The sequence below is a fragment of the Streptomyces sp. NPDC041068 genome (assembly GCF_040647455.1).
In the GTDB taxonomy this organism is placed as follows: domain Bacteria; phylum Actinomycetota; class Actinomycetes; order Streptomycetales; family Streptomycetaceae; genus Streptomyces.
On the sequence record NZ_JBEZCG010000002.1, the window covers coordinates 75,050 to 100,168 of the forward strand.

The following is a 25,119-nucleotide window of genomic DNA, read 5'->3' on the forward strand; positions in this document are numbered from 1 at the left end:
GCGGGGATGGGCCCTACCTCGAACTCCCCGGCTACGCCGAGAACCGCTGCTCCCCGCACACGCGGGGATGGACCCGACAGAGGCGGCCAAGGAGCCGATAGTGGACGCTGCTCCCCGCACACGCGGGGATGGACCCAAGGCCGCCGATGCGGCGAAGACCCTCAACAACTGCTCCCCGCACACGCGGGGATGGACCCGTCTCGCCCAACTTGCCCTCACCCAACAGACCCTGCTCCCCGCACACGCGGGGATGGACCCGCGCGGGCCCGGGCCACCAGGCCGGAGCCGACCTGCTCCCCGCACACGCGGGGATGGACCCAACGATCACAACCATGGCGGCGACACCGGTACCCTGCTCCCCGCACACGTGGGGATGGACCCAGGCCCTTGAGCGGGCCGTGGCGGAGATTCTCCTGCTCCCCGCACATGCGGGGATGAGCCCTGCTCCCACGGGGCCCGCGATCTTTCCCTTGTCTGCTCCCCGCACATGCGGGGATGAACCCTGGGCCACCCCCAACAAGCTGGGCTGGGGGCGCTGCTCCCTGCGCACGCGGGGATGGCCCCCACGCCATGAACGTGGTCTTTCCCGACGACTGCTGCTCCCCGCGCACGCGGGGATGGACCCCGGCTCGCGCTGTGGCAGGCCCTGCAGAAGGCATGCTCCCCGTGCACGTGGGGATGGACCCTACGGTGCACCCGCACGCGCGGCCGAGCTTGCCTGCTCCCCGCGCACGCGGGGATAGACCCCCGGCCCGGTACAAGCCTTTGAGGTCCTCCCAGTGCTCCCCGCGCTCGCGAGGATGGTCCCCACACTCACGGCTTCGGCCGCAGCACGACCAGCTGCTCCCCGCGCCACGCGGGGATGGCCCCGCCTGGTATGGATAGGCGATGTCGCCGTACTTCTGTTCCCCGCGCGCGGGGATGGACTCGCGGGCAGCATCGCGGGATAGCCGGAGATGATCTGCTCCCCGCGCCCGCGGGGATGGCCCCACATGCAAGTATCCTATGTTTGCTGCACCGCCCTGCTCCCCACACATGCGGGGATGGACCCTGGTCCTGGATGATCGAGGGCCAGCAGCACCCCTGCTCCCCGCGCATGCGGGGACGGAGAAGTCGTCATCGCCTGGGCCGTGGGCACAGGTGCACAGCGATCAGATGGTTATGGCGCGCGGCAGGCGACTCATCGGGCGGGGTTTCGTCGGCTATCTGTGCCGCGCGGCGTTCTAGGGCAGTCGCGTTGGCGGAGTTGTCGATGGTGGCGACGCCGTTGACGGTGACCTTCAATGGCTCGGCGACGAGTGCGGCGAGGCGTTCGTGGAGCACTTCAAGCGCGACGGCTTTGGCGGAGTGCAGCCGTTCGTAGCGGGTGGTGAGATCGGTGGCGTCGGTATCGGCGCCGAGCTGGGCTTGGAGCCAGCGCAGTACATCGCTGTTCACACAGGTCCTCGAATAGGGCGGTGGGGAGAAGCGAGGAATCTGCTTCTCCCCACCGTGCAGAGTCCGGCCCTAGGCGGGCTTCGCCTTCCGGGCGGACGGCTTGCTGGGCTGGGCGGGCGGCTGTTCGCCGTTCCAGCAGCGCGGATTGGTGATCTGCTCAGCCATTGCTGGATCCGTCACGTGCTCGCCGGCGAGCAGCACCACAGGGGTGCGCTCGGTGGGGTCGAGGACGTGGACGGTGGTGGCGAGTACGCCGAGCGACTTCACGGCGGCGCTCACAGGACGGTGGCGGTGATGTGGCAGTCCGGCGAGTACAGGACCGGCATCGCGGCCGCGGCGCCCTTGGTCCAGATCTGCACCGGGTCGTCCTCAACGTCACGGGTGATGACGATGCCCGGAGCGTCCTCGCGCTCGATTTGAGGATTCGTACCGCGCGACAGCGCCAGGGACTCGGTTGTGGTGCCGTACTGAGTCTGGCCCCACTTCGCCCGGTCCGGTGGCAGCATGATCCACCGATCCTCCGGCAGAACCCGCTTCGATACGTCGTCCTGCCACACCTGCGCCTTGTAGAACGTGACCGGCGGAAGACCGTACGTGCCACGCACCGAGTTGACCTGCTGCGGGTTCAACGTCGCCGTGGGCGTCTGCCCGCCAGCAGGAGTGCCGTAATAGGCCGCCCTGTACGCGCCGTTCGACGCCAGATGCGACCACGCCTTGCGGGAGGTGAGCACCATCTCCGGTGCCGGGGCGCCGATGGAGTCGAGGTAGTCGATCCACCGCAGTTCGTCCGCGATCGGATCGGCATCCGGCGCGGACCACGGCTTGGGCGCGGTCGGCATGTTGGCCTGCGGTACGCCATAGTCGACCTCGACAGTCAGACCGTTCTCGCCGCCCAGGCTGAACTTGCCGTCCAACAGCACGTCACCAGCGGCGAGTTCGAGACGGGATCGGATCGCCTCGACGTGCCGTTCCACGTCGTCGTAGAGCAGCTCGACGAGCCGGTCCTCGTCCGCGCCCCGGGCCGCGTCCAAGAGCAGCTGCTCCATTTCGCCGACCAGAAGCTTCTGGCCGAGCGCCGGGAGAGTGCCCTCGGTCTGCGTGGACTGGGCCTGTCGCTTCGCGAACGGCACGCTGGTGTCGTAGGCACGGTAGGAGGCAGCGTTCACGCGACGCTTGTTCTGCCGGACGCGCCACTTCACGTCCTGCACCTGGGCCTCGGCGAACACCGTCTTGGTGAGCAGGAAGTCGTCCGGGCTGGGCATGGTGCGCGCGTAGACGGTGAGGTCGGCGACGGACACGTTCTTCAGCAGGTCGGCGACGCTCATGCGCTCACCGCCCCGAGGAAGCGGATCTGCGCCCCGGCCGGGCTAGGTGCGATCTTGGCCGGGTCGATGCCGCCGGGGATCTTCGCCGTGGTCACGGTGCCGTGCCAGAACAGCGCGGCGGGCACCTTCGTGGCCCCGGGGGTGAAGGGCGCCTCGGCGTAGACGAGGCCGGCGAGGACCTCGCGGCCGTCCTCGGCCGCCGGGTCATAGGCGCCATACAGGCCGGAGGCGGTGATACGGCCGACGGGGACGCCGGAGCGGACGAAGCCGTGCAGCTGCGCTGCGCTCGGCTCGACGTAGTGGACGTTCTTGGTGAGCGTGGTCAGGTCGAGAGTGATGGTCTCGGTGGAGTCGGTGCCGTGGCGGGAGGCAAGCCAATCCCGGTCGGCGGTCACCGTCACGGTGGTGCTGTACGGCTGGATACTCAAGCCGTCTTCTCCTGGTAGTGCGGGTGCGGTCGCGCACTCACCAGGGCGGTGGAGCGGTCCACGGAGGAGAAAAGGGGCGTGGTCCCCGGGCGGGCAGCCGCCCGCAGGGGGCGGCTGCCGTGGTCTAGTTGGGGTCGGGCAGGAGCCCGCGACGGCGGGCCATCTCCAGTCCGGCGGCGCCGGGCTTCCGTTCTGCGCTGCCGGGGCGCGGCGGCGGCACCGAGGCCGGAGCTCCCCCCGGCGCGGGCGGCATGCCTTGGGCGGGGGCGTTGAACAGTTCGGGGCGGCGCCCGCTCAACTCCTGCACCGCCTCGCCCAGGGCGTCGGCATCGGCGTCGTTGGGGACCCGAAGCAGCGCCACGGCGCCATCGAGATCGCGGCTGGTCACACCTGCCGTGACCAGTGCCGAGCGGTGGAGTGCGTCCCGCTCTCGGGCGAGCGCGGCCGCCTCCCGGTCGATCGCTGCCTTCTCCCGCACAGCGACGGCCTGTTCGCGGCGTTCGGTCTCGGTCAGCTGTTCCTGCTCCGCCTGTCGCAGGCTCGTGAGGTGCTCTTCAAGAGCGGCCGCGCTGGTGAAGCCGAGCTTCTCGACCAGGGAGCGGACCGCCGCACGGCCGCCCTGGTCCTTCTCCCGGGCCATCATCGTGTTCAACTGCTTCTGGCTGACGCTGACCGTGACTTCGTCATTCGACGGGTCATCGGAGGAGGCGCCGAGTACCGGGAAGATCGGACGGCCATCACGGCGGTAACCGAGGACAGTGCGTGGAGTGGGCAGACAACGGGGCATTGGGTGGTGCTACTCCCATGTCGGCCCCGCGCCGTGTCCCAGTGTACGGATGCCAGCGATGTGGCCTGGTAGCCCGGGAAGGCTCGGGACCCGCTGTTATGCCCCGCCCTGGCATGATCGACTTCATGAATACGGTTGGGGAACCTGCAAGAACAGCGGTGGACCAGGATGCTTCGCTGACGAAGACCCGGCGGACCAATCGTCGTGTGCTGGCCTTGACCGGCGTCCTAGTGGCGGCCGCCCTGGGGGCAGTGGTGTGGTGGTGGGCGCCGTGGGTCGACCGGGACCCGTTCACCGCGTACGACGTGTCGGTGGCACTGGGGAAGTACACCGAGTCTGGCTCGACCGCCGGCTCATGCATTCGGACGGCTTCCTCCGAGGAGGAGACCGTCATCTACGACGAGGACGGTCACAAGCTCGCGGTGGGCCGTGACCCGAAGGAAGGCCAGAGACTGGGCCCGGAGTTCGGGGACTTCGCCGGCGACTGCATGTTCATCACACGCGTCGACGGCGTTCCCGGCGGCGAAGGTACCTACGTCAGGCAGTGGGGCGGTGGGACCAAGACCGAGCTGGGCGAGGACGAGTTGCGCATGTCGGTCGAGGAGCAGCGGGAGCGGTTCAAGACGATGAAGAAGAACTGACGGGCTCTCTGCCCGGCTTGGCCTCGTGGATGTGTCGCCGGTCGTTGATCCGGGTGACTTCCTCGCGGGCGTCCTCGATGGGGTATCCGGCGTCTTGCAGCATGCGGATGCCGGTCTCTAGAGACAGCACCCCGGCACTGACCCCGCGGATCACCTCGTTCAGGATCGCGGTGCGATCGGTCGGTGTGTGCGGACCGAAAACGAGTCGCGCGGACAGCGGCGTGCCGGTGGGCCAACCCTCAGCGTGCCCGGCCTGGTGGATGCGCTGTACCAGCTTCAGCAGCAGCGTGTACTTGTGGGCGCGCGCCAGGCGCATCGCGTCGACGAGGGAGTCCAGCGGGCCCAGGGACAGCTGGAGCGCGTACCCGCTGGGGACATCGGAGGGGTCGACGGTGCCCAGACTCACGGCGGGAAGACGGGCATTGACGGCGGCGCGGTCGCGGATCTCCTCCACGCGGGCCCGCAGCTCCGCTAGCTGGTGCGAGGTGTCCAGGACGTCCATACGGCCGCCGTCGGCGAGCGAGAAGATCGTGCCGGGTTCGATCGCGAGCGGCTTCGGCCTGCCCGTGACCCGGTCCACCTCCGCGCGGGCGCCCGCCAAGCCGATGATGGGCGCGCCGGTGGTTGCGGAGGCCCGGGCCGAGTCGGTGTCGGTCTCGGCCAGTTCATCAAGGGCCTGCATCACCTTGGCCAGGGCGGACTGTCCGAAGTGCTCGCCATCCGCGATGGTGTTGCTGATGTGGACGAGCGGCATGAAGTCCAGCCGAAGGTCCAGCCGCCGCAGCAGGGCGCCGTGCGCGCGGGTGCGAAACCGCGCCTTGTCCAGCGGCAGATCATCGAGTTGCTGGCCGTGGCGCAGGTCATCGAGCGTCCACTCGGCGTCGGTCAGGTAGCAGGTGATCGCGGACGGGGCATCGGGTGCCCACGGATACGTGCGCTCGAAGCGGTCGAGCGCAGAGTTGTACGTGTCCCCGGCCTGGCCTGAAGGCCGAGACGGACCCTCGGCTGTCTCGCCCAAGGACAGGGCGGTGGAGTCTGGTTCGATCGGGCCGAGCTCGTAGGTGATGCGCCGCAGCCGCGCCTTCAGTCCTTGCTTCGGGTCTTCAGGTATCTCCCACGCCAGGTGTACGCGCCGCGGGTAGTCGCCTGGGTCGGCGTCGTCCTCGAGGACAGGAAAGTAGAAGCCAGGGTCGAGGGTGCGCAGGCGCACCCGCTGCTTCTCGGGGTCCCAGGCCAGCAGGTAGAGGCCGTCACCGAGCAGTACGGCCTTGCGTTCTGCGGCCTGCAGGCGAAGCGGCAGCAACTCTGCCTCCGCCCAGTCGCGAAGGCGCTGTTGCACGGCGGCCGCCGCGATCGCCTCGGGGCTCGCGTTCTCGTCCTTGGCGTGCTCGGCGCCGGGCACGATGATCTGCTGTGACTTGCCCAGCAGGTGAGCGAGCGTCGTGTCCACGAAGGCGGAGGGGTCGCCGAACTCGCGCCGCTCGGCCGCTGCATCGTTGCCGGCCAGGCTGGCGAGTTCACCGGCCTGGTTGTTGTCGTAAGCGGCGAGGAGCTTGTACGCGGCCAGGCGGCGGACTGAGTAGTCCGGGAGCCATGTCGCCTGCACTGCCGAGCTGAGCGTCCGGTGGGGAAGCCCGTCATGCGTGCTGGCCATCATTGGTTTGTAGTTCAGCCACGACCACGCGTCGGTGAGGAAGGTGCGCAGGCCCACGGAGGAAAGTCCCCATCGTCAGCCCCGCGCCGCTTCCTAGGGTAGTGCCGTAGAGATCCACGCCCCTGGACTCGGTTACTCAAATTGAATCCGCGATGTCCGGCTGATTGATCAGGCCGGTCAGTTGCCAGCATTGCTGCGATGCGTGCTGATCGTGTTGTGCCGAAGCTCGCAGGACCGCCTCTCGGAGGTGGGCCCGCAGGCTATCGCCGGGACTGTGTCACCTCGGCGAATCACAATGCTGAGATTCCGGTTGAGCAGAGCAAGCGCAATTGGAAGGTCTGGCTGAAACCCTCGGCTGCGCCTACGGGTTCCTTGTGGTACAGGCCTGCGGAACACTTAGCTCCAATTGCGCAGGAGTTGTAACAAAAGGACCCGATGCCGTCCCCTAACTCGCCCGAGCGGCAAACTCAATCAAGCTTCCAGGAACCGCTTGGAGTAGCGACCAACAGGAGGTAAGGCAATCGATGCCGAAAGCTAGATCACTCAACTTAACACTCGGGCTGATCGCCACACTGACGCTATCTGGAGTCAGCGCGCACGGTGCGTCAGCGGCGACCCAACAAGGTGCCACTGTAGTTGCAGCACCACTTGCGGCCGAGACTGATGGGGTGATACCGCTCTCTGCCGAACCTGAAGACGTCGATGCTGCGCGCGCCATCTGTTGGGGTCGTTCAGGCAACCCGACCGGCGGCGTTCTCTTCTACTGCTCAGACTACGGCCATCCAGGGCTTGGTATCTGCACAGCGTCTCGCGATGGGGCGACCGATAGCGACAGCTACGGTACCCGCTTCCGGTGCGGGGGGCCCTACAAGGGGCAATGGGCTCATAACCAACAAGTCGACAAGCGATGGGCCTGGCGGGCGACCCAGGGTTGCCTAATGGCAGCGCCAGCCCTCAACTTGAAACCTGCAGACTGCTAGGGAAGCGGCTGCGTGACTGTAACGGTCGGTTCCCGCTCACCCTCTTCGACCGACTGACGAAGGGTACTGTTCATGGAACATGGCGATGAGGACGACCTCGTTTTTACGCCGAGGTATCAACAGATTCTCGGTTCGGCATCGACCATTGCCCGCATGATGGGTCATGGTCATGTAGGTGCGGAGCATCTCCTTCTGGCCATTCTCCATGACCCTGATTCACTTCCCGCTCGCCACTTGGGGAAGTTCGGCGACCGAAAGCAAATGGCGCACACGCTGCAGGAAGAAATGAGCGCGCCAGAGTACCTGGGAACGATGCAAGACTCGTCGACCATTCCGGGGACCAATTAGTGGGTGTCTGAGAAGCCCCGTTCAGGGCAGGCGACTTGGTAGTTCCTGCACTTCGGGGAGGCGGGATGACCGGACGACGTGCCTATCCGATGGATCCTTCCGACGTCGAGTGGGCGGTGCTCGAGCCACTAGCCTCGCGCTTTCACTGGGGGTGAGGGCGGTCATCATGCCGTGAACGGGAAAGTGCCTCCTGACCAGGGACGATGAGACTTGTTTAGGGTCTCTGTTGTCTCGGTTGGAAGGCACTTTCTGCGTGAAGGGTATCGGTTCGCGTCCCAAGGTCCATGTCACGGCGGATGGTTCGGGGGTGGTTGGGCATGCCGGGGCTCGCCTGCTGGCGGATCTCATGAAGTGACCGGGCTGACGTCCGCGTACGCAGAGGTGCTCCGGCCGCTGCGGCCGCGCGGGATCGGGCACGATCCGGGCTGGATCGCCGTGGACCTGGCGGTGATGGTCGCCGACGGCGGTGAGACGATCACCGATCTCACAGTGCTGCGGGACCAGGCTGGGGTGTTCGGTCCGGTGGCGTCCACGGCCACCTCCTGGCGGCTGCTCGCCGGCATCGACGAGCAGGTGCTCGCCCGGCTGCGCTCGGCCCGCGCCACCGCGCGGGAGATCGCCTGGCTGCAGGCCGCCGAGAGGGGCGAGGGCCTACCCGTGGTGCGGGTCGGCGGACACGAGGGATCCGTTGCGGCAAGGACACCGGGATCGGCCGTTTCCCCTCCCGTCACTTCGCTATCAACGCCGCCTGGCTCGAGCTTTCGCTGGCCGCGACCGACCTGCTCGTCTGGACCCAGCTCCTGCTGCTGGACGAAGAACTCGCCATGAACGAGCCGAAACGACTGCGCTACCGGCTCCTCCACGTCGCCGCCCGACTCACCCGCGGCGGCCGCCGCCTCCACCTGCGGATCTCCGCAACCTGGCCCTGGCGCCACGAACTGACCGCGGCCTTCCACCGCCTCGCGGCCCTGCCCCGCCCGGCCGGCTGGCCCGCGCGTCCCTGACCGCCCACGATCTGAAGGACTCGGAGACCCCGGCCAACGCGCCGGGGCCTGCGACATGCCCGGACCCTCAAACCAGCCCGGACATCCGCCAGTTCACGATCAACACCAGCACCCCGCTCAAAGTGAAAGAGCGAGGCTAGGAACTGTTTCCGAGGTGGTGTGCCCTCTCAGAGCGTCCAGAGCCGCACCACAGTGCACCCCGTGGTTCACTGGTGGTGACCACCCCGAACATTCAGGGGTGCTCCTCCACCGTGGCCGTCAGGGCGTTGTCCTGTTCTGGGCGCAGGCGTCTCGTCTCCATGGTCACGAAACGAGACGCCTGCCTTCTACTGGCCCAAGACAGTTCACTCTGCATGAAGGAATGCTTCATCTGCGCCCGCCCAAGCGCCTGTCGCTGTACGCCGTAGCCCCGGCGGACGCCTGCTGGGGGTCGGCGAGCTGCGTCAGCCCGTGCACGGCGGCGTCCATTCGATCCGGGCTGTCCATCCCGGCCACCCAGGTCACCATCTGCTGCTCCAGGGTGGGCCACTCGCCGACGTGGTGGACGCGCCCCTGTTCGTAGAGCTGGGCGATCGGCTCGGCCCGGAGTCGCTTACCGTTCTTGGCGGTCACGGGCAGCACGGCGGGCATGAGCATGTTCTCGGTGCGCTGGTCGCGGGCGAGTTCCTGCCATGCCTGGTGGAGGATCTGGCTGCTCATGTCGCCGCCGAAGTTCGACTCGACGACGATGGCGTCCGCGCGCAGTTCGATGGCGAGCAGGCAGGCTTCGCGGCCCCAGGCGTCGGCGCCCCGGTTGCCGGAGCGGTCGTCCAGGACGTAGAGGTGACCGTCGCGGTCGCGGGCGGCGGCCACGATGCCGGTCTCGTCGCCCACGGCGGACTCACCGCCCGCGGGGTCGACGGCGACAACGATCCGCGTGAGGTCGATGCCGCGGAACTGGGCAGCAGTGACACGGTTGTTGGTGATCCACGACCACTGCCACACGCCGCCGTCCTGCGGGCGCGGCTGCTGCATGTACAGCGACCACCACACGCGTTCGCCCACCGAGCGGCGGATCTCAGCGAGGGCGTTGCTGTCGTACCGCTCGGGCCACAGCGGTGCGCCGACCGGACGGCCGAGGGCGTCGTCGTCGGAGAGGGCGAGGGCGGGTAGGTCGATGACGGTCCACCGGTCGCCCTCATCGGCCAGGACGCGGCCGGCGAGGTCGTCCTCGTCCCAACGGGTCTGAATCAGGATGACCGAGCCACCCGGTTCGATGCGGGTCAGGAGGACGGCCTGCCACCACTCCCACAACCGCTTCCGCATCGTGGGGGAGGAGGCTTCGGCGGCGTCCTTGATCGGGTCATCGACCACCGCCAGGTGCGCGCCCTTGCCGGTGAGGCCGCCTCCGACACCGGCCATGACCGCGCCACCCTCGGTGCCGGTGAGGTCGAAGCGGTTGGCCGCGGACGAGCCGGGCCGCAGGCTGATGCCGAGCTGCGACTGGTAGTTGAGGATTGCGTCCCTGATCCACCTGCCGTGATCGTCGGCCAGGTCGGAGGAGTAGGAGGCGATCATCACCCTGTGCTCGGGACGGCGCCGCAGATACCAGAGTGGCGCCCACCTCGCGGCACGGCGGCTCTTGCCGTGCCGCGGCGGCATCGTCAGCAGCAGCCGGGTCGGCTTGCCCGCGGCGACCTGCTCGAAGGCGGCGTCGATCAGCCCCAGGTGCGGGGCCTGCATCTCCCGCCCGTCCGTGAGCACGGAGGCCATCGCACCCGGCGAGCGGTCCATCGCCAACTCTCGCTCGATCCGCACGAGCCGGGTGCGTAGTTCAGGACTGGAGGCGGCTGCTATCTCACGGCGGCGCTGGGCGGGCAGCGTCCGGTAGAGGTCGAGGACCGCCGCCTCGTCAGCCCTTCCCACCCTCGCCGCCAGCCAGGTGGATCAGGCGCTCCAGCTCCTCAAGGCCCGCGGCCTCGACCTGGACGGCGCCGCCGTCCGGGCCGGACAGCTCAGTGCGAACGGGCCGGTCCAAGCCGAGGAGGCGGCTGCTGCGCTCGATGATGCGTACCGCGCGATCGACGGCCTGATAGTCGCCGTTGCGGATCGCGGCCCGGTAGACGCCGAAGAACAGCCGCTCCAGGCGCTCCACCATGAGCTGCCGCAGCTCGTCGGTCCGGTCGTCGAGAGCAGTGGTGCGCTCGGCCAGGGCCTTGGAGACGTCCTTGCAGGCGAGCTCGATGAGCCGCTTGTCGGTGGGCGGGCCCTGCTGCCGCTTGTACTTGTCGATGCCGTACCCCTGCGGGTAGGCGACACCGTCCGAGTTGATGGAAGGGTCAGCGGCGAGCTTGCGGCCAATGGTCAGCCAGTCGACACCGGCGAGCTTGAGGTCGATCGCGTCGGCACGGCGCTGGGTGATGGCAGCCCGAGTGGCCCGGTTGGGGCGGCCCATGAACAACTCCCTGGGCCCCGCACCCTCCTTCTATGATCCCGCACTGAAGCGGTAAGCCAGATCGACGCGGCAGGCGGACACTGTGGGGATCCGCTGAACTGTGTACCGGTGGGGTCCGGCAGAATCGCGTCCATGTCACCTGAAGTGGTTGCTGCCGTGGGGGCGTTACTGTCAGCAGCGATTGCCGCTGTGGGGGTGCCGGCGGTCTACCGGCAGGCGCGTGCTGCCCATCGCGCGGCGGATGCGGCGACTGAGGCCGCTCGCATCGGCGCCCGGGCTCAGCATGTGCAGTGGCGGAAGAACTCGCAGCGGACAGCATGGCTCGCGTTCCTCTCGGCTGCCGACGCACTCATGGACGCGGCCTGGACGCTCTACAGCCGCCCAGAAGACGGGACGTTGGAGGCACACACAGGCGAGGTCAATGCGGCCCGTACAGCACTTCGCGCGGCTCTCGGCGCAGCGGAAGCCGAAGGGCCAGCACGTTTGACCGAGGCGGGGCGGGCGTTGGGCGCCAAGTGCTCGGAGTACGCGGCACTGCTGGAGAACGGTGCTACTGACCATCGGGCCCGGAATCTCCTCACCGATCGCCACGATGCGGAAGACGAGCACCCCGCGATGCTCGGTGACAGCACGGCTGTCGAAACCCCTGCCACTGACGCGACGACGGCCCTGGAAGAGATGTGCAGCCTCTCTGAGACGGCGGCCGTCTTTGCCCCGTTCGACAGCCCTGACGGTGTGGCGTACCGGCGCGCCATGTTGCCGCTGGAGCGCGCCGCGACGGCGGAGCTCGCGCGCTGCGAGTTTCTCTCCGATGTTGATCGCGGCGCGCTCCTTCGTTGGGCGGCGAACCCTCATAGGGACGCCTTCGATACACGCGTCAGTGAGGCAGCTTCTCCCTTCAAGGCTGCTAGGGAGGACCTCATTACAGCGATATCTGAGTATCTAAATTCTGAGTGACCACCTCGCAGAGGTTGTTTGAGCCTGGTTGGAATGTTTGCAAAGGGATCAGTTCAGGGTCAGCTGCTCTGCTCCTCCACGGTGTTGCTCGGTTTGCGGTGGGACCTGTGGAGTGTTGCGGTTCTGGCGTAGCCACCATGCGAACTGCCAGTTGCGGCATGTTCGGTACAGCCGTGAGTTCCTGTTGGAAGCATCTGATGGGATCGAGTGCTCCCCCCATCCGGTGACCGGTACGGCGTTGGTGAGCCTGACGCCGAGCCCGGTGACGAGCGCGTCCCCCTGCCAGGTCTCGCCGGGTGCGTACTCGAAGGCGAGATGCGCGTTGCGGGACCAGTCCCAGGGGATCGGCAGTGCGCACAAGTACCAGGCCGCAGGCGGGTTCGCGTAGGGCAGGTGCAGTGTTTGGTGTCGCAGTTTGGTGCTGATGTGAGGACGGTCGCAGTCGGCGAACGTCTTCAGACAGTGTTGGGTCAGGTCGAGTTCGCGTATGCCGGCCAGCCACATGATGCTGTATCTGTCGCGAGCTTCGATGTCTACGCGAACGCGGACCGATTCCGCCCCAATTTCCACTTGCTTACCCCTCTAGCTTACAATTCCTTTCCTTGGTCAATTCTATCAAAATTGACGATATTCCGTCATGTTTGTTGTGCCGGAATTCGTTGGGGTAGGGCATGTTGAATTCCTCGGAAAAAGCCCTCTCGTATTCGGTGTCGGGGAGGGGGCGCGGCTTGCGGCAGGTCGCCTTCACGGTGGCCCGGGTGGTATCGCTGATCTCCACGTCCTCGAAGTAGCGGGACAGGAGTCCGCGCAGCGACTCGGGGGTGTGGTAGCGGATGCGCTGCCACTTGCCGCGGACGAAGCGCATGTCGACGTTCTCGGCGTCCAGGAATGCGAGCCGGGTGGAATCGCGGCTGATGGAGTGATCGGAGTTCTCGTACGCCACCTCGCGGTCCAAGTTGCGTGTACCGATGCAGACTTGGCCGTCCGCGGCGCACAGGGCGTTCACGGTGGTGAGGACCCAGTGCTGGTAGTCCAGGCTCGTGGTGGCGTTGATGACGGAGTCGAGGACGACGACCTCGTAGAGGCCGTTCTTGCGGAGTTCGCGTTCGATGCCGCGGAGTTGGCCGACGATGGTGCGGATGTCGAGGGAGTACTTGCCCTTGAGGGTGCGGTACGGCTCGTATTCCTGCACCCGGTAGCCCTTGGCGCGCAGGTGGCGGGCGTAGTCGCCGTGGCCGGCTCCGAAGTCCACCACACGGTCGGAAGTGGTGAGCCAGGGCAGCACGAGCCGTTCCCACACCTCGGACTTGTAACGGACCTTGTCGGCCTTCGCCTTGGAGGAGTGCTCGCGCAGCCGGTTGGGCTGCACGATGTGCTGGTTCCACACCGGGGCCTGGTCCTCGAGGCCGGACCAGTCGTACACGCCGTACTCGCCGGTCAGATCCTGCACAAGCTGCCCGGCGTCGAAGGAGGCGACCGTCCAGGCCAGGACATCGAAGCGTTGGGACTTGGCGACGGCCGCGTATTCGGCGTTGAGGACGATGCGGCCCTGGTCGTCGATGACGACCGAGCCCCACGGGCCGTGGGCGGCGGTCATGAAGCCGATCGCCTGCTGGAAGGGGAGGTTCTTCGACTCCTCGACCTCGATGGTCTGCCACGGAATCCAGGACCACTGGCCGATTGGCCCCGGCTCCGCGTAGACGACGGACGACTCGGTCTCGACCCGGTTGTGGAGGAGGTTGAACTTGATCTCGTCCTGGAGCCGCACCTTCTGCGGCAGGATCATCGCCGGGGTCGTGTCCAGGCCGACCGCCTTCAGTCCCTTGGTTCGCTGGTGGCCCGCGACCAGGGTCCCGTCGGCGTTGAGGATCACCGGCTTGACCACACTGTGCCTGCGCAGCGATGCCTGCAGCCGCACGAAGGCGTCCTCGGATAGGCGCCGCGGGTTGTAGTCCGCGGGCCGCAGCTTCGACAGCGGGTAGGCGGGATCGAAACGGACGTTGAGGCTCTTCACGCCGCTGCCCCCTCCTCGGCGCGGTGTTCGTCGTTGAGGACGTGCCAGCCGAAGCCCATGTCCGAGTCGTTGTCGTCGACGAAACGCTTGTACAGGGCGTCGAGGAGCTCGACCTCGGCCTGGGTGACGCGCACCCGCGTGGAGGACCACTGAAGGTAGCCCCATTGCAGGTAGTCGACGGTGGCAGCCGCTCCGGTGCCGGCGCCGTCGCTGGGCAGCTCGATCGGCTCGGGCAGCGCGGTCTCGTCCAGGAGCTGATCCAGCTGGCCCTGGTCGTAGCCGGTGCCCGTCAGGTCGGGGAGGTCCTGGAGGATGTCCGCGAGGAGCAGGGTGTCGTACCCGGCGAGGTCGGAGGTGCGGTTATCGACGACGACGATCTTCGCGGCCGTGTCGTCATCGACGTCGAGCCAGGTGACGGCGATCTCGCTCCAGTCGAGCTGCTTGGCCGCCTTGAAGGTGTGGTTGCCGGCGAGGATCTCGTTCGGGCGGCCGGTCAGGGTGCCACGGTTGACGACGATCGGCTTGTACTGGCCGTGTGTGGACAGGGACTCGGTGATCGAGTCGAGGTCGCCGGTACGCGGGTTGCGGTGATACAGGGCCAGTTCATCGACCGGGACGGCTAGATCCGCGAGCGAGGCCGGTATGTGAGGAGCGATGGGCACGAGGCTCTCCAGCCCCACGCCCATCCTCGAGCCTAGGCGAGCCAAGCAAGATTGCTTTCGCCAGTGGGGCGGACAGGCCAGGGGTTGTCAAATCACATGTGTCATGTCTCGCGTCGATGTTCTCTGGGAACGTTTCTTGATCGGCAGCGAGCGGCAACCGCCGATGGATTGTCAGTGTCCGAAGCTACGGTCCTTGAGTAGCGCATCGAGGCACTGCTGGGAGGAATCACCGGTGGATGAGAGAGTAGCAATTAGCGCAGTTCCGAACGCTCGTGCGAGTGCGTTGCCTCGGCAGCGAGGGAGCGGTGATGGAGCGGCAACAGAGGTGGATGCGTGGGCTCTTGCGGGACTTCCCGGGCGCATTCGGTTCGCTTCCTATTTAACTGTCCGAAATTCTGCTCCGTATCGGCTGATTGTCGATGTACTTCTGGAATCGCAGGCGCGGTCCCTCACGGGAGTTGCTCGGGCGGATCTTCCGCGGCTGCTCCATGAGCACGCAACTGAGCGTTATGGCGAGGGAGTCGTGGAGAGTCTGCTCCGCGAGGATGCTCTGGAACTCGACCAGAAGATGACGCAGCTCTTCAAGTGGGGGACCGTCGAGAGCTGGCAGGACCGTGCTGAGCTTGAAGCGGACTTCCTCCGTAACCGTGAGCGATACCAGCTCACTCAGCAGGCAGCTGAGCTCCATCGCTTCGTTACTACTCAAGAGCGGGCGCAGCATGACACGTCGACATCTGCGCTTCTTGGGCCCGCTCTCATCGCCAAGCACGTCGAGGAGTTCTGCGGTGCGGCACTCGGACAAGACCACGAGACGGCGGATACAGCGTGGGCCCAGGTCCAGCTGACCCTGAGCGACATGCAACGCGCCGCCCATCGCTGGCAGTCGGCGATGGCTCACGGTTTGAGCGGTGCCCCCAGCACGGACAAGATCGAATCTCTTACTGCCCTGCTGCGGAACTACGTTGATGTATGGGGCGCGAGCGTCGACCTGCATACGCCGGCTATCGGGACTCTCGCTGTGCAGGTGGCAGAGATCGATGTGGATACCTGGCGAGCGATTGCTCTGCATCGTCTTGGCCCAGAGGCGCCTGATGATGTTCTCGCCGACACGGTCCACGAGTTGACGGATGCGTCAGTGACGCTGAGGGCTTGGTTTTGTGGCCGGGATAACGAGTCTCGCCGCCTTCGACGTCAGGTCAGGGACGCTGTGCCGGACGTGCTGCGCAGTCACAGAACACTGCTCTCCGTCGGCGGAGCGGTAAGCCGACGGGCAGAGGTGCTCGCCCTGGCCGGCGAGTTGGAACGAGCCGAAGACGACCAGACAGCCTGGAACCTGTGGCGGAGGGCGACGGGCCTCTACCAGCCAGTCCACCTGGCGCTCAACGCTCCGGATGCTGCACCCGCCGGCTCGTCGTTCTGGGAGGCCCCTCCCGCAGCAGTCGACCGTCGGCTGCGAGCACGAGGCCACCAAGCATTAAAAGGCACACCGGGGCGCATCCCCGACCTTTCCCGTGGCCGTGCCGTCGCCCGGAGCAAGGCGGCCCAGGCTCGCCGTGAGCTTGCCGAAGCGGAAGCAGGCGTCCTGCGTCGATCCGGTCAACCACTCAGCGCATGGGGTGAACTTACCGATGCGGAAGGGGTCTTACTCTTCGAGCTTTTGTCCACTGCGCGGGCGGGCGTAAAACATCCGGACGGCTCTCTCAGTGCCTCCACCGAGGACGCGCGATGGCAAATTCGCATGGTCCCGGCCCCCGAAGCCGCACCGTCAGCGATCGTCCAGCTGCCCGAAGGAGTCATCGTGCTCGATGACGTGACCTTGGAGTTTGAGCAAGGATGAAGGCACTTACCGTCAACAAGCGGTTCGAGGAGCAGAGTGCCTTCGTCGGACTCCTGACCAGGCCGCTGGTGACCACGGCCAACGACGGCAGGCTGCACCGGCTCGCCATACGCCATCAGCGGCAACTTGCCGAATGGTTCCGCAGACTCGGCTACCGACTCATCATTGCCGGGCAGATCGTCAGACTCCACCGCACGCCACATGCCGGGACAATCGCAGCCCCTTACACCTCGGAAGCACCGAGGCGGCGCGAGCTCGTTCTCACGCTCCTGGCCGCTGCCGCTTGCGAAGAGAGGGACAGCAGCACCACCTTGCAAGCCATCTCTGACCAGGTACGCGTGACCACCAGTCTCGAGACGAGCCCAGTGACTGCCTACGATCCGGAACACGGTCCAGAACGCTCCATGCTGTTGCTTGCGGTCCGGCGTCTGGAGTCCCACGGGGTGCTCGTCCGGCGCACACGCGACGAAGAGATGCTGCGAGTCTGGGAGGCGGCACGTACCGGCATTGGAGCCGGGTACGACATAGACCGTGCCGCGCTCCTTCAGTTCCTCGACCCTCACACCGTGGCCCTGGCCCTGGCGGCCACGGCAGAGAGCGAGCTCCTGGCAGCAACCCGCTGGTCGCGCATGCTGCGCATCCTCATCGAGACGCCGGCGCTGCTGTACGTCGACCTGAACGAAGACGACGCGGCATACGCCAAGAGCATGGCAGGCCGCTTGGCGGAGGCAGCGCGGACTATGACCGGAGGCACCGTCGAAGTCCGTGCCGAGGGCCTGGTCCTCATCCTCCACCCCGACCACACATGGACGGCGGAGGCGACGCTCGACTGGCCCAAGGCTGCCGCTGCGTCGTGGGTGGCCCTCATGATGTGTGACGCGGCAGGCGCTACGGGGCAGCCAGCGGCTGGTGGCACCGTCTCCTTGCGATCACACCAAGTCGACGCCCTGGCCTCAGGGTTGCACCGACAGCATCACGCTGATCTCACCGACTACTTCAAGCAACGCCCTGAACGGATCAGACCTACCGCCGAATCGACACTGCGCGATGCGGGTCTTGTCCATGTGGATGACTCAGGCAACTGGACGCTGACGGCTGCCGCTGGCCGATACCGGGACCCAGAACCGGGCGCGGGCTGGCACGCCTCGACGTCCCTCACGGAGGCCTCAGAGTGAACAACACTACCCCTACTGTCAGCCCCGAATTCCGTGGTGCAGACGGTGACATGCTCTCCGCCGAACGGCTGCTGCGCTGGCGCGAATCGGCACTGTCGGGAGGGCTCCCAGAACCCACACGCACCGACCGATGGCAACAGCTGCGTGCAGGTGTCGTCAACATGTGGGAATTCGAAGTGGCGGAGTTCTGGGCCAGCGGGGGGCGTGCCCAGCTCATGGGGCGCAACGAGACCGGCAAGTCGACGCTGATGACCCTCACTACGTTGATCATGCTCGCCGGAAACACAGGGCCTCATCTCATCGACACCCTCGGGGACAGTAAGAAACGCTTCCGGTACTACCTGGAGCCGACTGATTCCGACAAGGACCGACGGGACGCATCCAAGTCGGCGAGCCGCGGATGGATCTGGGTCGAGTATGGCCGCATGACGGCCACTGGGCCGGAGTACGTGACCGCTCTGCTTTACGCAGAAGCCAAACGCGCCAAATCCGGTAGACCGCAGTTGACTTGGGCAGTGTGTGAAGGGCCAGCCCGCGTCCGAGACGGCATTCTGCTCGTGAAGGGTGCCGTCACCGTACCCGCGAGCGATCTTGAATCAACCGACGGATGGCACAGCTGCGATACCGCGGAGACCTACAAGAGGCACCTCGCGCGCCTCGTCTTCGACAGCGACGGGAGCGCCCTCGACGGCTACGTCCGCATGCTGCGTGTGATCCGAACCCCGAAGCTCGGCGAACACCTCGATATGAAGTTCCTATCCGAGCAGCTGCGGATGGCCTTCCCTCCCTTGCGGGAGCACGAGATCCGCCAGCTCGCTGAAGGTTGGGACCAGCTGGAGAAGATCACCAGCGACCGTGACAGCGCACAGCAGGCACGGGACGCTCTGAGCGTTTTCAACCGGCGCGCCTGGACTCCTTGGGCCGGAGCCACGGTCCGCCACGCTGCAGACAACGTCGTGGCAGCACAGAGCAGCCTCGACGAGATCACCCGAAGGGCGCGCAGCGAGGGCGAACGCCGTGACACGGCGGCTGAGAAGATCAACGCGCTCGACGAGGAGGCAGCCGTCGAGGAACGGCTGCGGGGCGACCTGGGGACCGAGCGGGACGAGATCCGGCGGCGTGACGCCTACGTCAATGCAGAAGCAGCGCAGGAGCGGGCTCGCATACTCACCGATGAAGCGAAGCGTCACTCTGAGGATGCCGAAAAGCAGGACGCGTACGCGAAGGGCACCAGGGGTTCCGCTGATCAAGCCCTAGAGGGGGCCAAACAACTCGGCGAGGGGGCGGCTACTCATGAGGAGAAGATCCAGGAGGCTGCCGATGGCACGGCCCAGCTTGCCGGTGAGGCGGGGTTCAGTGAAGCCGTCCAGCAATGGATCGCCAGCGGGGATGACGCCCGTGTCCAAGCCTCGTATGAGGCACGCCGCGGCCACCTAGACCACCTGCGCGGCCTGCTCGGAGATCTCAAGACAGCCCGGCATAACGCGGCAGTGAAGGATGCGGAGGTCCGCACGCTCAGGGAGGCGGATGACAAGGCGGGCCGAGGTCTCACCGCAGCGATTGAGCACGCAGACGGCGAACGACAGCAGCTCGTCGACCACATCGGGCGGTGGTCCGTCGAGATTTCAGACCCGCCGCCGGAACAGCAAGTCCAGACCTGGACGGAAGTGGTTAGTCGACTCCAGGGGGCGCACGCCAGCCCTGTGCTTCGGCAATTCATCGAGCAGGACTTTCTCGGGCCTCGGCGCGAGTTGTTGATGACAGCGAAGAACAAGGCCGAGGCGACAGCCGAAGGCCTCCAGGAGCAGGCCGATGAGAAGGAGAGAGAGATCGACCGCCTTCAGAGTCACCCTGACGAAGATCCCCCGGAACCATACGGTTGGTCTCGGCGGGCCAGGCCTTCGTTTCCGTCTGATCTTGGTGCACCGCTCTGGAGGCTTGTCGACCCTGCCGAACGAACGGATGCTGCGGAACTCGGCGTCATCGAGGCGGCTCTCGCGGCGGCAGGGCTCCTCGATTCCTGGGTGACCCCCGACGGCAAGTGGGATGCCGACCGGGATGGAATCGAAGTGGTTGTGTCCTCCAGCAGCGAGAAGCCCACTGGTATCTCGCTGGCCACCGTACTCGCGCCTGCAGCTGATGCGGACACCCTGACCGACTCCGTCACGACCCTCTTGTCTTCCATCGCATGGGTCACTACAGGACCGCTCCCTTCTCGCGGCCCGTACATCGCGGCAGACGGTCGCTGGTCCGTCGCAGACATGAGCGGGCAGTGCAAGGCCCCAGACAACGGAGCCTGCTACATCGGCAGCGCGGCACGCCAAGCACGCCGAGAGCAGCGCATCGCCACGCTCCTCAACGAGCTGCGTACGCTTGCCGTACAGATCGGTGAGGCCAGCGCGGCGGCCCAGGCAGCCGGTGACGCGCTATCGCAGTTGAGGGAACTGTCCAAGGAAGCCCCAGATGACTCGACCCTCGTCACTTTGGCGCGTGCGGTCTCCGCGGCGGAGAAGCACAAGGACGAGACTGCGGGCCGCCTCGCATTCGAGCAGGAGTCGCTCGACAAGCTCGAAGAGAAGGTCTCTGAAGCCCGGAGGACAGCCTCGACCTGGCGCGAAGCGCACAGCCTTCCCCAAGCAGATGAGCAGTTGCAACTGCTTGAGCGGCAGCTTGTCTCACTCAGCGGACGGCTGCAGACGTTGCGCACTGAGCGAAGGGTTTTGCAGGGGGAACGGCGGAACGTTCAACAAGCGCAGGGCATCGCAGAACGGGAGGCCGCCCGGGCGTCAAAGGAGGAGACCAAGGCGCAGGAGATGAGGCAGAAGGCCGAACTCTTGGACGTGCAGGCACGTACAGCCTTGGATGCCCTCTCAAAGGACGGGCGAGATCTCCTGAATCGCGTGCAGGAGATTGACAGACTCTTCGAGGAGCAGAACCTCAGCGCAGAGTCGAGGAGGAAGTCGCGCTCCAAACAGGTTGAAGAACGCGTGGCGGCAGAAACCCAGCTCCAGTCGATTGAAACGGAACGAACGAAAGCCAGGCAGCTGCGCGAGACCGCCACAGGAGACTGGAACAGACTGGTCGACTGCGGCCTGATCGAAGCGTTCGAGATCGAGGCGACGCAATCTCAAACGACCTCCGGCGCCTTGGAATCGGCGCGCGCGGCGCGAGCAGCGATCACTCTGACGGACTGGCCCGAGCGAGACACCCACGCGCAGAACATCCGCATTCAGCGAGCCTGGCGCAAGCTCGCTGAAGAGACAACACAACTGCGATCCATCCTGGAAGTGTCGGCCGGACGCACCGTCCGCATCATCGACTCCGATGACCCCGAAGAACAGCCAGTGGTCGAAGTCATCGTCGACAGCTCGGGCATCGGGTACAGCCCACGCGAAGCCCTCATCCGGCTGGCACAGCAGCACGAAGAGCTCCAACGAGGCTACGACCAGGCCTGGCACCAAACCCTGGACGAACTGCTCGGCTCCACCTTTATCGAGCACCTACGCGACCGGCTTGAGACCGTCCACTCACTTGAGAAGACCATCAACGAGACGCTCGCACAGCATCCGACAGGGACCAGCCGGATCACCCTCCGACTTCGCCGCGCACCCCTGGAGGAAGACCCCCACGGCGCCGAGGTCCTCGAAGCCCTTAGCGGCGAGACCTTCGACCTGCTGTCCAAGGAGGCCCAAGACCAGATCCAGTTCTTCCTGCGTAGCCGCGTTGAGGAAGCACAGCGCAGAGCCAAGGACGAAGGAGAAACAGACTGGCGCGGCCGACTAACGGACGTCCTGGACTACCGACGATGGTTCACCGTCGTCATCGACAGCCGCATCGGTACGGGCCGGTGGACACCGCTCGAACGTGATGCACACGGAGAACTCTCCGGTGGCGCACGCGTCGTCACCCTCATGCTTCCGTTGGTCGCGGCTCTCGCCACGATGTACCAGGGCACGCCGGCGGGGCCTCGGCCCTTGTGGCTGGACGAAGCGTTCGACGGTGTGGACGGCCCCAACCGCTCCAGCGTCCTCGGCCTGCTCCACGAATTCGACATGGACTACCTCCTGGCTGGCCCGGGCCCGCTGGTGAACACCGCATCCGTACCCAGCGCCGCCATGTACGAGGTCGTTCGAGCACCACATCCCCTGCCCGGAGCCGATCTCACGCTCATGCTCTGGGCAGCAGGACGCATGGAGCCCCTGGAGCTCCCCGATCCAGCCCACCTGGCGGCACGTGCCGCGGCAACCGCTGCGGGTGAGGGCCAAGAGCCGGTCCCAGACCTCTTCTCTACGGCAGGAGAGTTCAGTGGCGAGTAACGACATCGACGCCTCACTGTTGGCCTGGGCCAAACTGCCTGGCCCCAACAAGGTCATCGAGGAAGTACGACGGCGGATCGCACAGCGAGGCGTCGTGCGCGGCGAAATCAACGTGGAACTCACCGAGTCGGAGAGGCGTGAAGTAGGGAAGCTCCTGGGACTCACCTGGGTGGCCTCCGGCAAGGGCGTCAGCGTTACCCCCTTGGAGAATGCGCTCGCTAGTCGGTCTGTGACACTCAGGTCCCTCGCAGAGACAAAGGGCAAGCTGGATGACCTGCGGGTCCTCAAGGCCAAGGCGCGAGCTGAGCGGGAGAGCGAGTTGCATGAGTCTCTATGCAGTCTCGCCTCTGTCGGCATCCCAAACGCAGTCGCTCAGTGGTTCCTTAAGCTCAGGGCCCGTCCCAGAGCCGGATCTGGAGAACTGAAGCACCAAACAGACCAGGTGAGCGCCATCTGGAAGAAGCTGCCAACTGCGGATCAGGGTTCCATATCCCTCCCCGTTTTCGCGGCCGCCGTTCTGGACGATCCACACGCGTTGGACAAGGACAACGAACTCGGCCGAGCTGTGGCAGTGCTGATCGCTGGGTGCACAGCGTTCGAAGCCGATGCTGAGGTGGACTTGGCCAGTTGCGTCACGCCGAGCACCATCACTGCGGGTGAGAACTGGCGTACGGCTTGGGCGGCACGAGGCATCGCCTGCGACGAGGTCTCAAGTCTGGTGCTCTGTCTCAACCTGGCGCTCACAGGCGCGGCGCCAGCCGTGCCCATTGCCGCCGCGGCGGCCACGGTCGGAGAGCCGGTATGGCTCACCCACCGCTCACTCCGCGGGGCCTGGTCCCCGACCCCGGACGTGGACACGGTCTACATCTGCGAAAACCCTGCGATCGTCGAAGCTGCGGCCGAGCAGTACGGTGCCAGCTGCGCTCCGCTTGTCTGCACATACGGCTGGCCTTCATCAGCCGCACTGGAGCTGATCACTGGCCTAGAACGTGCGGGAGCGCAGCTCCGCGTTCGTGCTGATGACGACAACGCAGGCCAAAGGATCGTCGCTTTACTACGCGAGTACGCGCCCTCCAGCCGATTGTGGAGGTACGAGCTGCGGACGACGGCAGCCAACGACACCGTCCACGAGTACGAGGAGCAGGTGCTTCCTCAGCTCCTACGTGATCTGGGCGCCATCTGAACCAGCAGGGCTTTGACCGCAGGGAGGAGTTGGGGCGTTGGCTGCCCACCTAAACACGCGCGAACGGTGTCGGCGCCCCACTTCAGGGCGTCATCTTCGGCATCCACCGACGTCAAGAGCGCCCGCAGCATGTCCTCGACACGAGCCGCCGCCTCCGCGCCGAAGACTCCAGCCTTCCTCCACTTGCGTAAAGCGAATCCGTCAACCCGATCCTCGGGTCTAGTCGCCACAGCAGCGCGGCGGGCGGCCCGGTGTGTCTGCCAAGCCTCAATCATCTCAGCGCGCGTCATCGCCTCCGTGATCGGAGAGTTCCCCCCGCCGAATCCGCCGCCGGGCCGACCTGCCGACGCGTCTTCGTTCCCCATGCGTCCCCGTTCGTCTCCCGCATTCACACATCTGCATCACATTTTGACAGGTCTCCGTCTGGTAATGACAGGGCCCTCACCTCCCCGAAGGGGATGCCGTGGCTTACCTGTGCCCGCCGCCTACGGCGCCGGTTTGCCCTGTCTCAGGGTGCGCCACGGCGGGAGGACTGGTCATGACGGCGTTGCCGGATGCGTACCGAGACTTCGTGAAAGATATGGCTGATGCGCCGGAACCGATGCGGGCCCAAGCAGGGCGTGGCGTGGGTTGGGCTGCCTGCAACGAGCGGGAAGACGCCGTCGTGTGGTCGTTGGGCTTCATAGTGTGGCGTCGGTTCCGATGTAGCGGGCATAGACGTAGATGACGTCTTCACCGTTGTTTCGGACCGTGGCTTCGAATTCGCCGGCGGGACGGAACGCGGCGAGCTTGCCGGTGCGGATGCGGTGGGCCTGGTTGGAGGCCCGGTTGCTGTTCGGGTGGGTGTCGACGTGGGCCCATTCGCCGGGGCGGTCGCGCAGAGCCGCGGCGGTTTCGTAGGTGTCGTGCGGGTGCCGCCTGTTGGGCAGGGGTTGGAATCGGGCGTGCATTCAGTGTTCTCCGGCGTGGTGCAGGTTGGACTCGGCGAGCTGCCGTATGCGGGCCGAGAGGCGCCACTGATCGTCGGTGAGGTGCTCACACAGAATGTTGGCAAGGCGGGCGATCTCGGTGAGCGCCTGCCCGGGGAGTGGGCCCAGCATGGGGGCGTTGCCCGGGTGGTCTGCGGTGGGATTCATGAGTTCAACGGTTGTTGCAGCGGCAGGTGTTGGTGATCGGGTTGAACCAGCTGTCGCAGGAACTGCACCAAGTGGCGCCGGGCATGGGCGGGATGGCGGTGTCCTGCTTGGAGCTGTGGTGCATGAGGTGGGTCCTTAGTCAGAAGGAGTCGGGAAGTTGGGCTCGGGGGCTGTCGGGGGCGAGGACAGCGGTGATGTGGTCGAGGTCCTTGGGGCGCCACAGTGCGGTCTCGAATCCGCATGCCTGGAAGTGGTTGAGTCAGTCGCGTTGCGCCGGGCGTATGCGCCCGGTGTTCGACTTGAACTCGGCGAAGATGACGCGCTTGGCCTTGGGGTGGCCGTAGACCTCGTCGGGCCATCCGGCGTCGCTGCGCTGCGAGTTGTGGGTGTGGTAGGTGAGGGCCCAGCCGCGTAGTGTCGCGATCTTGCGGACGTGACGGCGGAACTGTTCTTCGGTCACGGGGTGCTCCGGCGGCGACGAGGGATGTCGGCCTCAAGGAGGACTGCGCGGTGGGCGGCGGCGTTTGGGTCGGGCTGTGGCGTGCGCCGCTGGGGCGTGGATGCCTGCGAGAGCCGGGGGCGGTGGCGTTCCTTGAGGAGTTCGGGCAGGGGGCGCCGGGTTTCTTCCCAGAGGATCTCGTGCAGCGGGCGGCCGTACCGTTCGGCGATGTGGGCCTGGTACAGGTCGTCGTGCGCGACCGGGGGTGTTTCGGTGTGGTGGGTGGCAGGCATCTCTGGTTCTCCATGGGTGGGCCGGGACCCGCTGGGGGCGGGTCCCGGCCCAAGGGGTGGCTCGTATCG

The 25,119-nt window shown here is 66.3% G+C and carries 22 protein-coding genes, 1 pseudogene and 1 CRISPR repeat array (1 of these 24 running past the window's edge); of the genes and pseudogenes, 8 read left to right on the forward strand and 15 right to left on the reverse strand.

Features of this window, described 5'->3' with window-relative positions; all coding sequences use genetic code 11:
• Positions 1–869: direct repeats of the CRISPR family, unit length 29 nt; unit sequence CTGCTCCCCGCACACGCGGGGATGGACCC (it extends 503 nt beyond the left edge of the window).
• Positions 870–1,116: 247 nt separating this feature from the next.
• The 5 genes from AB0B50_RS04110 to AB0B50_RS04130 form a co-directional block, all read right to left on the reverse strand.
• Positions 1,117–1,437 (reverse strand): hypothetical protein, encoded by a 321-nt coding sequence (locus AB0B50_RS04110; RefSeq protein WP_362325257.1) that lies wholly within the window; start codon positions 1,435–1,437, stop codon positions 1,117–1,119.
• 69 nt (positions 1,438–1,506) lie between these two features.
• Complete coding sequence (locus tag AB0B50_RS04115; protein WP_362325260.1) at positions 1,507–1,716, reverse strand: hypothetical protein; 210 nt, start codon at positions 1,714–1,716, stop codon at positions 1,507–1,509.
• Complete coding sequence (locus tag AB0B50_RS04120; RefSeq protein ID WP_362325263.1) at positions 1,713–2,762, reverse strand: major capsid protein; 1,050 nt, start codon at positions 2,760–2,762, stop codon at positions 1,713–1,715. Before AB0B50_RS04120 ends, AB0B50_RS04115 begins: the two co-directional genes overlap by 4 nt.
• On the reverse strand, positions 2,759–3,190 hold the full coding sequence (locus tag AB0B50_RS04125) for a head decoration protein (RefSeq protein ID WP_362325266.1): 432 nt from the start codon (positions 3,188–3,190) through the stop codon (positions 2,759–2,761). The genes AB0B50_RS04120 and AB0B50_RS04125 overlap by 4 nt, the downstream gene beginning before the upstream one ends.
• 124 nt (positions 3,191–3,314) lie before the next feature.
• Positions 3,315–3,842 carry a hypothetical protein gene (locus tag AB0B50_RS04130; RefSeq protein ID WP_362325268.1) on the reverse strand — a complete coding sequence of 176 codons (528 nt, stop codon included), beginning with the start codon at positions 3,840–3,842 and terminating at the stop codon, positions 3,315–3,317.
• Between the two features lie 248 nt (positions 3,843–4,090).
• Here AB0B50_RS04130 and AB0B50_RS04135 point away from each other — a divergent pair, with 248 nt between their 5' ends.
• Positions 4,091–4,618, forward strand: coding sequence for a hypothetical protein (locus AB0B50_RS04135; protein WP_362325271.1), 528 nt, complete (start codon positions 4,091–4,093; stop codon positions 4,616–4,618).
• Here AB0B50_RS04135 and AB0B50_RS04140 read toward each other — a convergent pair.
• The gene (locus tag AB0B50_RS04140) at positions 4,596–6,329 is read right to left on the reverse strand and encodes a hypothetical protein (RefSeq protein ID WP_362325274.1); all 1,734 of its coding nucleotides are present in this window, start codon (positions 6,327–6,329) and stop codon (positions 4,596–4,598) included. The genes AB0B50_RS04135 and AB0B50_RS04140 overlap by 23 nt on opposite strands.
• 995 nt (positions 6,330–7,324) lie before the next feature.
• Here AB0B50_RS04140 and AB0B50_RS04145 point away from each other — a divergent pair.
• Together AB0B50_RS04145 and AB0B50_RS04150 are read left to right on the forward strand one after the other, a co-directional pair.
• On the forward strand, positions 7,325–7,600 hold the full coding sequence (locus AB0B50_RS04145; RefSeq protein ID WP_362325277.1) for a Clp protease N-terminal domain-containing protein: 276 nt from the start codon (positions 7,325–7,327) through the stop codon (positions 7,598–7,600).
• Between the two features lie 235 nt (positions 7,601–7,835).
• Positions 7,836–8,604: pseudogene (locus AB0B50_RS04150) on the forward strand (transposase).
• 366 nt (positions 8,605–8,970) lie between these two features.
• Here AB0B50_RS04150 and AB0B50_RS04155 read toward each other — a convergent pair.
• Together AB0B50_RS04155 and AB0B50_RS04160 are read right to left on the reverse strand one after the other, a co-directional pair.
• On the reverse strand, positions 8,971–10,509 hold the full coding sequence (locus tag AB0B50_RS04155; RefSeq protein WP_362325280.1) for a terminase family protein: 1,539 nt from the start codon (positions 10,507–10,509) through the stop codon (positions 8,971–8,973).
• Positions 10,496–11,038 carry a hypothetical protein gene (locus AB0B50_RS04160; RefSeq protein WP_362325283.1) on the reverse strand — a complete coding sequence of 181 codons (543 nt, stop codon included), beginning with the start codon at positions 11,036–11,038 and terminating at the stop codon, positions 10,496–10,498. The genes AB0B50_RS04155 and AB0B50_RS04160 overlap by 14 nt, the downstream gene beginning before the upstream one ends.
• 132 nt (positions 11,039–11,170) lie before the next feature.
• Between AB0B50_RS04160 and AB0B50_RS04165 the strand changes: the two genes are divergently transcribed.
• Entirely contained in the window at positions 11,171–11,995 is an 825-nt protein-coding gene (locus tag AB0B50_RS04165; protein ID WP_362325286.1) for a hypothetical protein, read from the forward strand.
• Positions 11,996–12,043: 48 nt separating this feature from the next.
• Here the strand turns inward: AB0B50_RS04165 and AB0B50_RS04170 are convergent, their stop codons facing one another.
• Genes AB0B50_RS04170 through AB0B50_RS04180 form a run of 3 tightly spaced genes read right to left on the reverse strand, consistent with a single transcriptional unit; the run spans position 12,044 to position 14,671 of the window.
• Complete coding sequence (locus AB0B50_RS04170; protein ID WP_362325288.1) at positions 12,044–12,565, reverse strand: hypothetical protein; 522 nt, start codon at positions 12,563–12,565, stop codon at positions 12,044–12,046.
• Positions 12,566–12,569: 4 nt separating this feature from the next.
• The gene (locus tag AB0B50_RS04175) at positions 12,570–14,009 is read right to left on the reverse strand and encodes a methyltransferase domain-containing protein (RefSeq protein WP_362325291.1); all 1,440 of its coding nucleotides are present in this window, start codon (positions 14,007–14,009) and stop codon (positions 12,570–12,572) included.
• Positions 14,006–14,671, reverse strand: a complete 666-nt coding sequence (locus AB0B50_RS04180) for a ParB/RepB/Spo0J family partition protein (protein WP_362325294.1) — start codon at positions 14,669–14,671, stop codon at positions 14,006–14,008. The genes AB0B50_RS04175 and AB0B50_RS04180 overlap by 4 nt, the downstream gene beginning before the upstream one ends.
• Positions 14,672–14,834: 163 nt before the next feature.
• On the opposite strand from AB0B50_RS04180, the gene AB0B50_RS04185 reads away from it, so the two are divergent.
• From AB0B50_RS04185 to AB0B50_RS04200, 4 genes are read left to right on the forward strand one after another with little or no spacing between them, the layout of a single operon-like run.
• Positions 14,835–16,508 carry a DUF2397 domain-containing protein gene (locus AB0B50_RS04185; protein WP_362326770.1) on the forward strand — a complete coding sequence of 558 codons (1,674 nt, stop codon included), beginning with the start codon at positions 14,835–14,837 and terminating at the stop codon, positions 16,506–16,508.
• On the forward strand, positions 16,505–17,683 hold the full coding sequence (locus AB0B50_RS04190; RefSeq protein ID WP_362325297.1) for a DUF2398 family protein: 1,179 nt from the start codon (positions 16,505–16,507) through the stop codon (positions 17,681–17,683). Before AB0B50_RS04185 ends, AB0B50_RS04190 begins: the two co-directional genes overlap by 4 nt.
• Positions 17,680–21,999, forward strand: a complete 4,320-nt coding sequence (locus AB0B50_RS04195) for an SbcC/MukB-like Walker B domain-containing protein (protein WP_362325299.1) — start codon at positions 17,680–17,682, stop codon at positions 21,997–21,999. Before AB0B50_RS04190 ends, AB0B50_RS04195 begins: the two co-directional genes overlap by 4 nt.
• Positions 21,989–23,182, forward strand: coding sequence for a TIGR02679 domain-containing protein (locus tag AB0B50_RS04200; RefSeq protein WP_362325302.1), 1,194 nt, complete (start codon positions 21,989–21,991; stop codon positions 23,180–23,182). Before AB0B50_RS04195 ends, AB0B50_RS04200 begins: the two co-directional genes overlap by 11 nt.
• Before the next feature lie 680 nt (positions 23,183–23,862).
• Here AB0B50_RS04200 and AB0B50_RS04205 read toward each other — a convergent pair.
• The 4 genes from AB0B50_RS04205 to AB0B50_RS04220 all read right to left on the reverse strand — a co-directional run bounded on the left by AB0B50_RS04205 (position 23,863) and on the right by AB0B50_RS04220 (position 25,050).
• Complete coding sequence (locus tag AB0B50_RS04205) at positions 23,863–24,132, reverse strand: hypothetical protein (RefSeq protein ID WP_362325305.1); 270 nt, start codon at positions 24,130–24,132, stop codon at positions 23,863–23,865.
• Positions 24,133–24,318 carry a hypothetical protein gene (locus AB0B50_RS04210; protein WP_362325308.1) on the reverse strand — a complete coding sequence of 62 codons (186 nt, stop codon included), beginning with the start codon at positions 24,316–24,318 and terminating at the stop codon, positions 24,133–24,135. It abuts the gene before it with no gap.
• Positions 24,319–24,577: 259 nt separating this feature from the next.
• Positions 24,578–24,778, reverse strand: a complete 201-nt coding sequence (locus AB0B50_RS04215) for a hypothetical protein (protein ID WP_362325311.1) — start codon at positions 24,776–24,778, stop codon at positions 24,578–24,580.
• Entirely contained in the window at positions 24,775–25,050 is a 276-nt protein-coding gene (locus AB0B50_RS04220; RefSeq protein ID WP_362325314.1) for a hypothetical protein, read from the reverse strand. Before AB0B50_RS04220 ends, AB0B50_RS04215 begins: the two co-directional genes overlap by 4 nt.
• Positions 25,051–25,119 lie beyond the last annotated feature (69 nt).

What these genes read in the sequence shown, in the direction of transcription:
- AB0B50_RS04135 (WP_362325271.1), top strand. Translation starts at nt 4,091, where the DNA reads ATGATCGACTTCATGAATACGGTTGGGGAACCTGCAAGAACAGCGGTG.
- AB0B50_RS04160 (WP_362325283.1), bottom strand. Translation starts at nt 11,038, where the DNA reads ATGGGCCGCCCCAACCGGGCCACTCGGGCTGCCATCACCCAGCGCCGT.
- AB0B50_RS04145 (WP_362325277.1), top strand. Translation starts at nt 7,325, where the DNA reads ATGGAACATGGCGATGAGGACGACCTCGTTTTTACGCCGAGGTATCAA.
- AB0B50_RS04185 (WP_362326770.1), top strand. Translation starts at nt 14,835, where the DNA reads ATGGATTGTCAGTGTCCGAAGCTACGGTCCTTGAGTAGCGCATCGAGG.
- AB0B50_RS04210 (WP_362325308.1), bottom strand. Translation starts at nt 24,318, where the DNA reads ATGAATCCCACCGCAGACCACCCGGGCAACGCCCCCATGCTGGGCCCA.
- AB0B50_RS04220 (WP_362325314.1), bottom strand. Translation starts at nt 25,050, where the DNA reads ATGCCTGCCACCCACCACACCGAAACACCCCCGGTCGCGCACGACGAC.
- AB0B50_RS04205 (WP_362325305.1), bottom strand. Translation starts at nt 24,132, where the DNA reads ATGCACGCCCGATTCCAACCCCTGCCCAACAGGCGGCACCCGCACGAC.
- AB0B50_RS04190 (WP_362325297.1), top strand. Translation starts at nt 16,505, where the DNA reads ATGAAGGCACTTACCGTCAACAAGCGGTTCGAGGAGCAGAGTGCCTTC.
- AB0B50_RS04120 (WP_362325263.1), bottom strand. Translation starts at nt 2,762, where the DNA reads ATGAGCGTCGCCGACCTGCTGAAGAACGTGTCCGTCGCCGACCTCACC.
- AB0B50_RS04165 (WP_362325286.1), top strand. Translation starts at nt 11,171, where the DNA reads ATGTCACCTGAAGTGGTTGCTGCCGTGGGGGCGTTACTGTCAGCAGCG.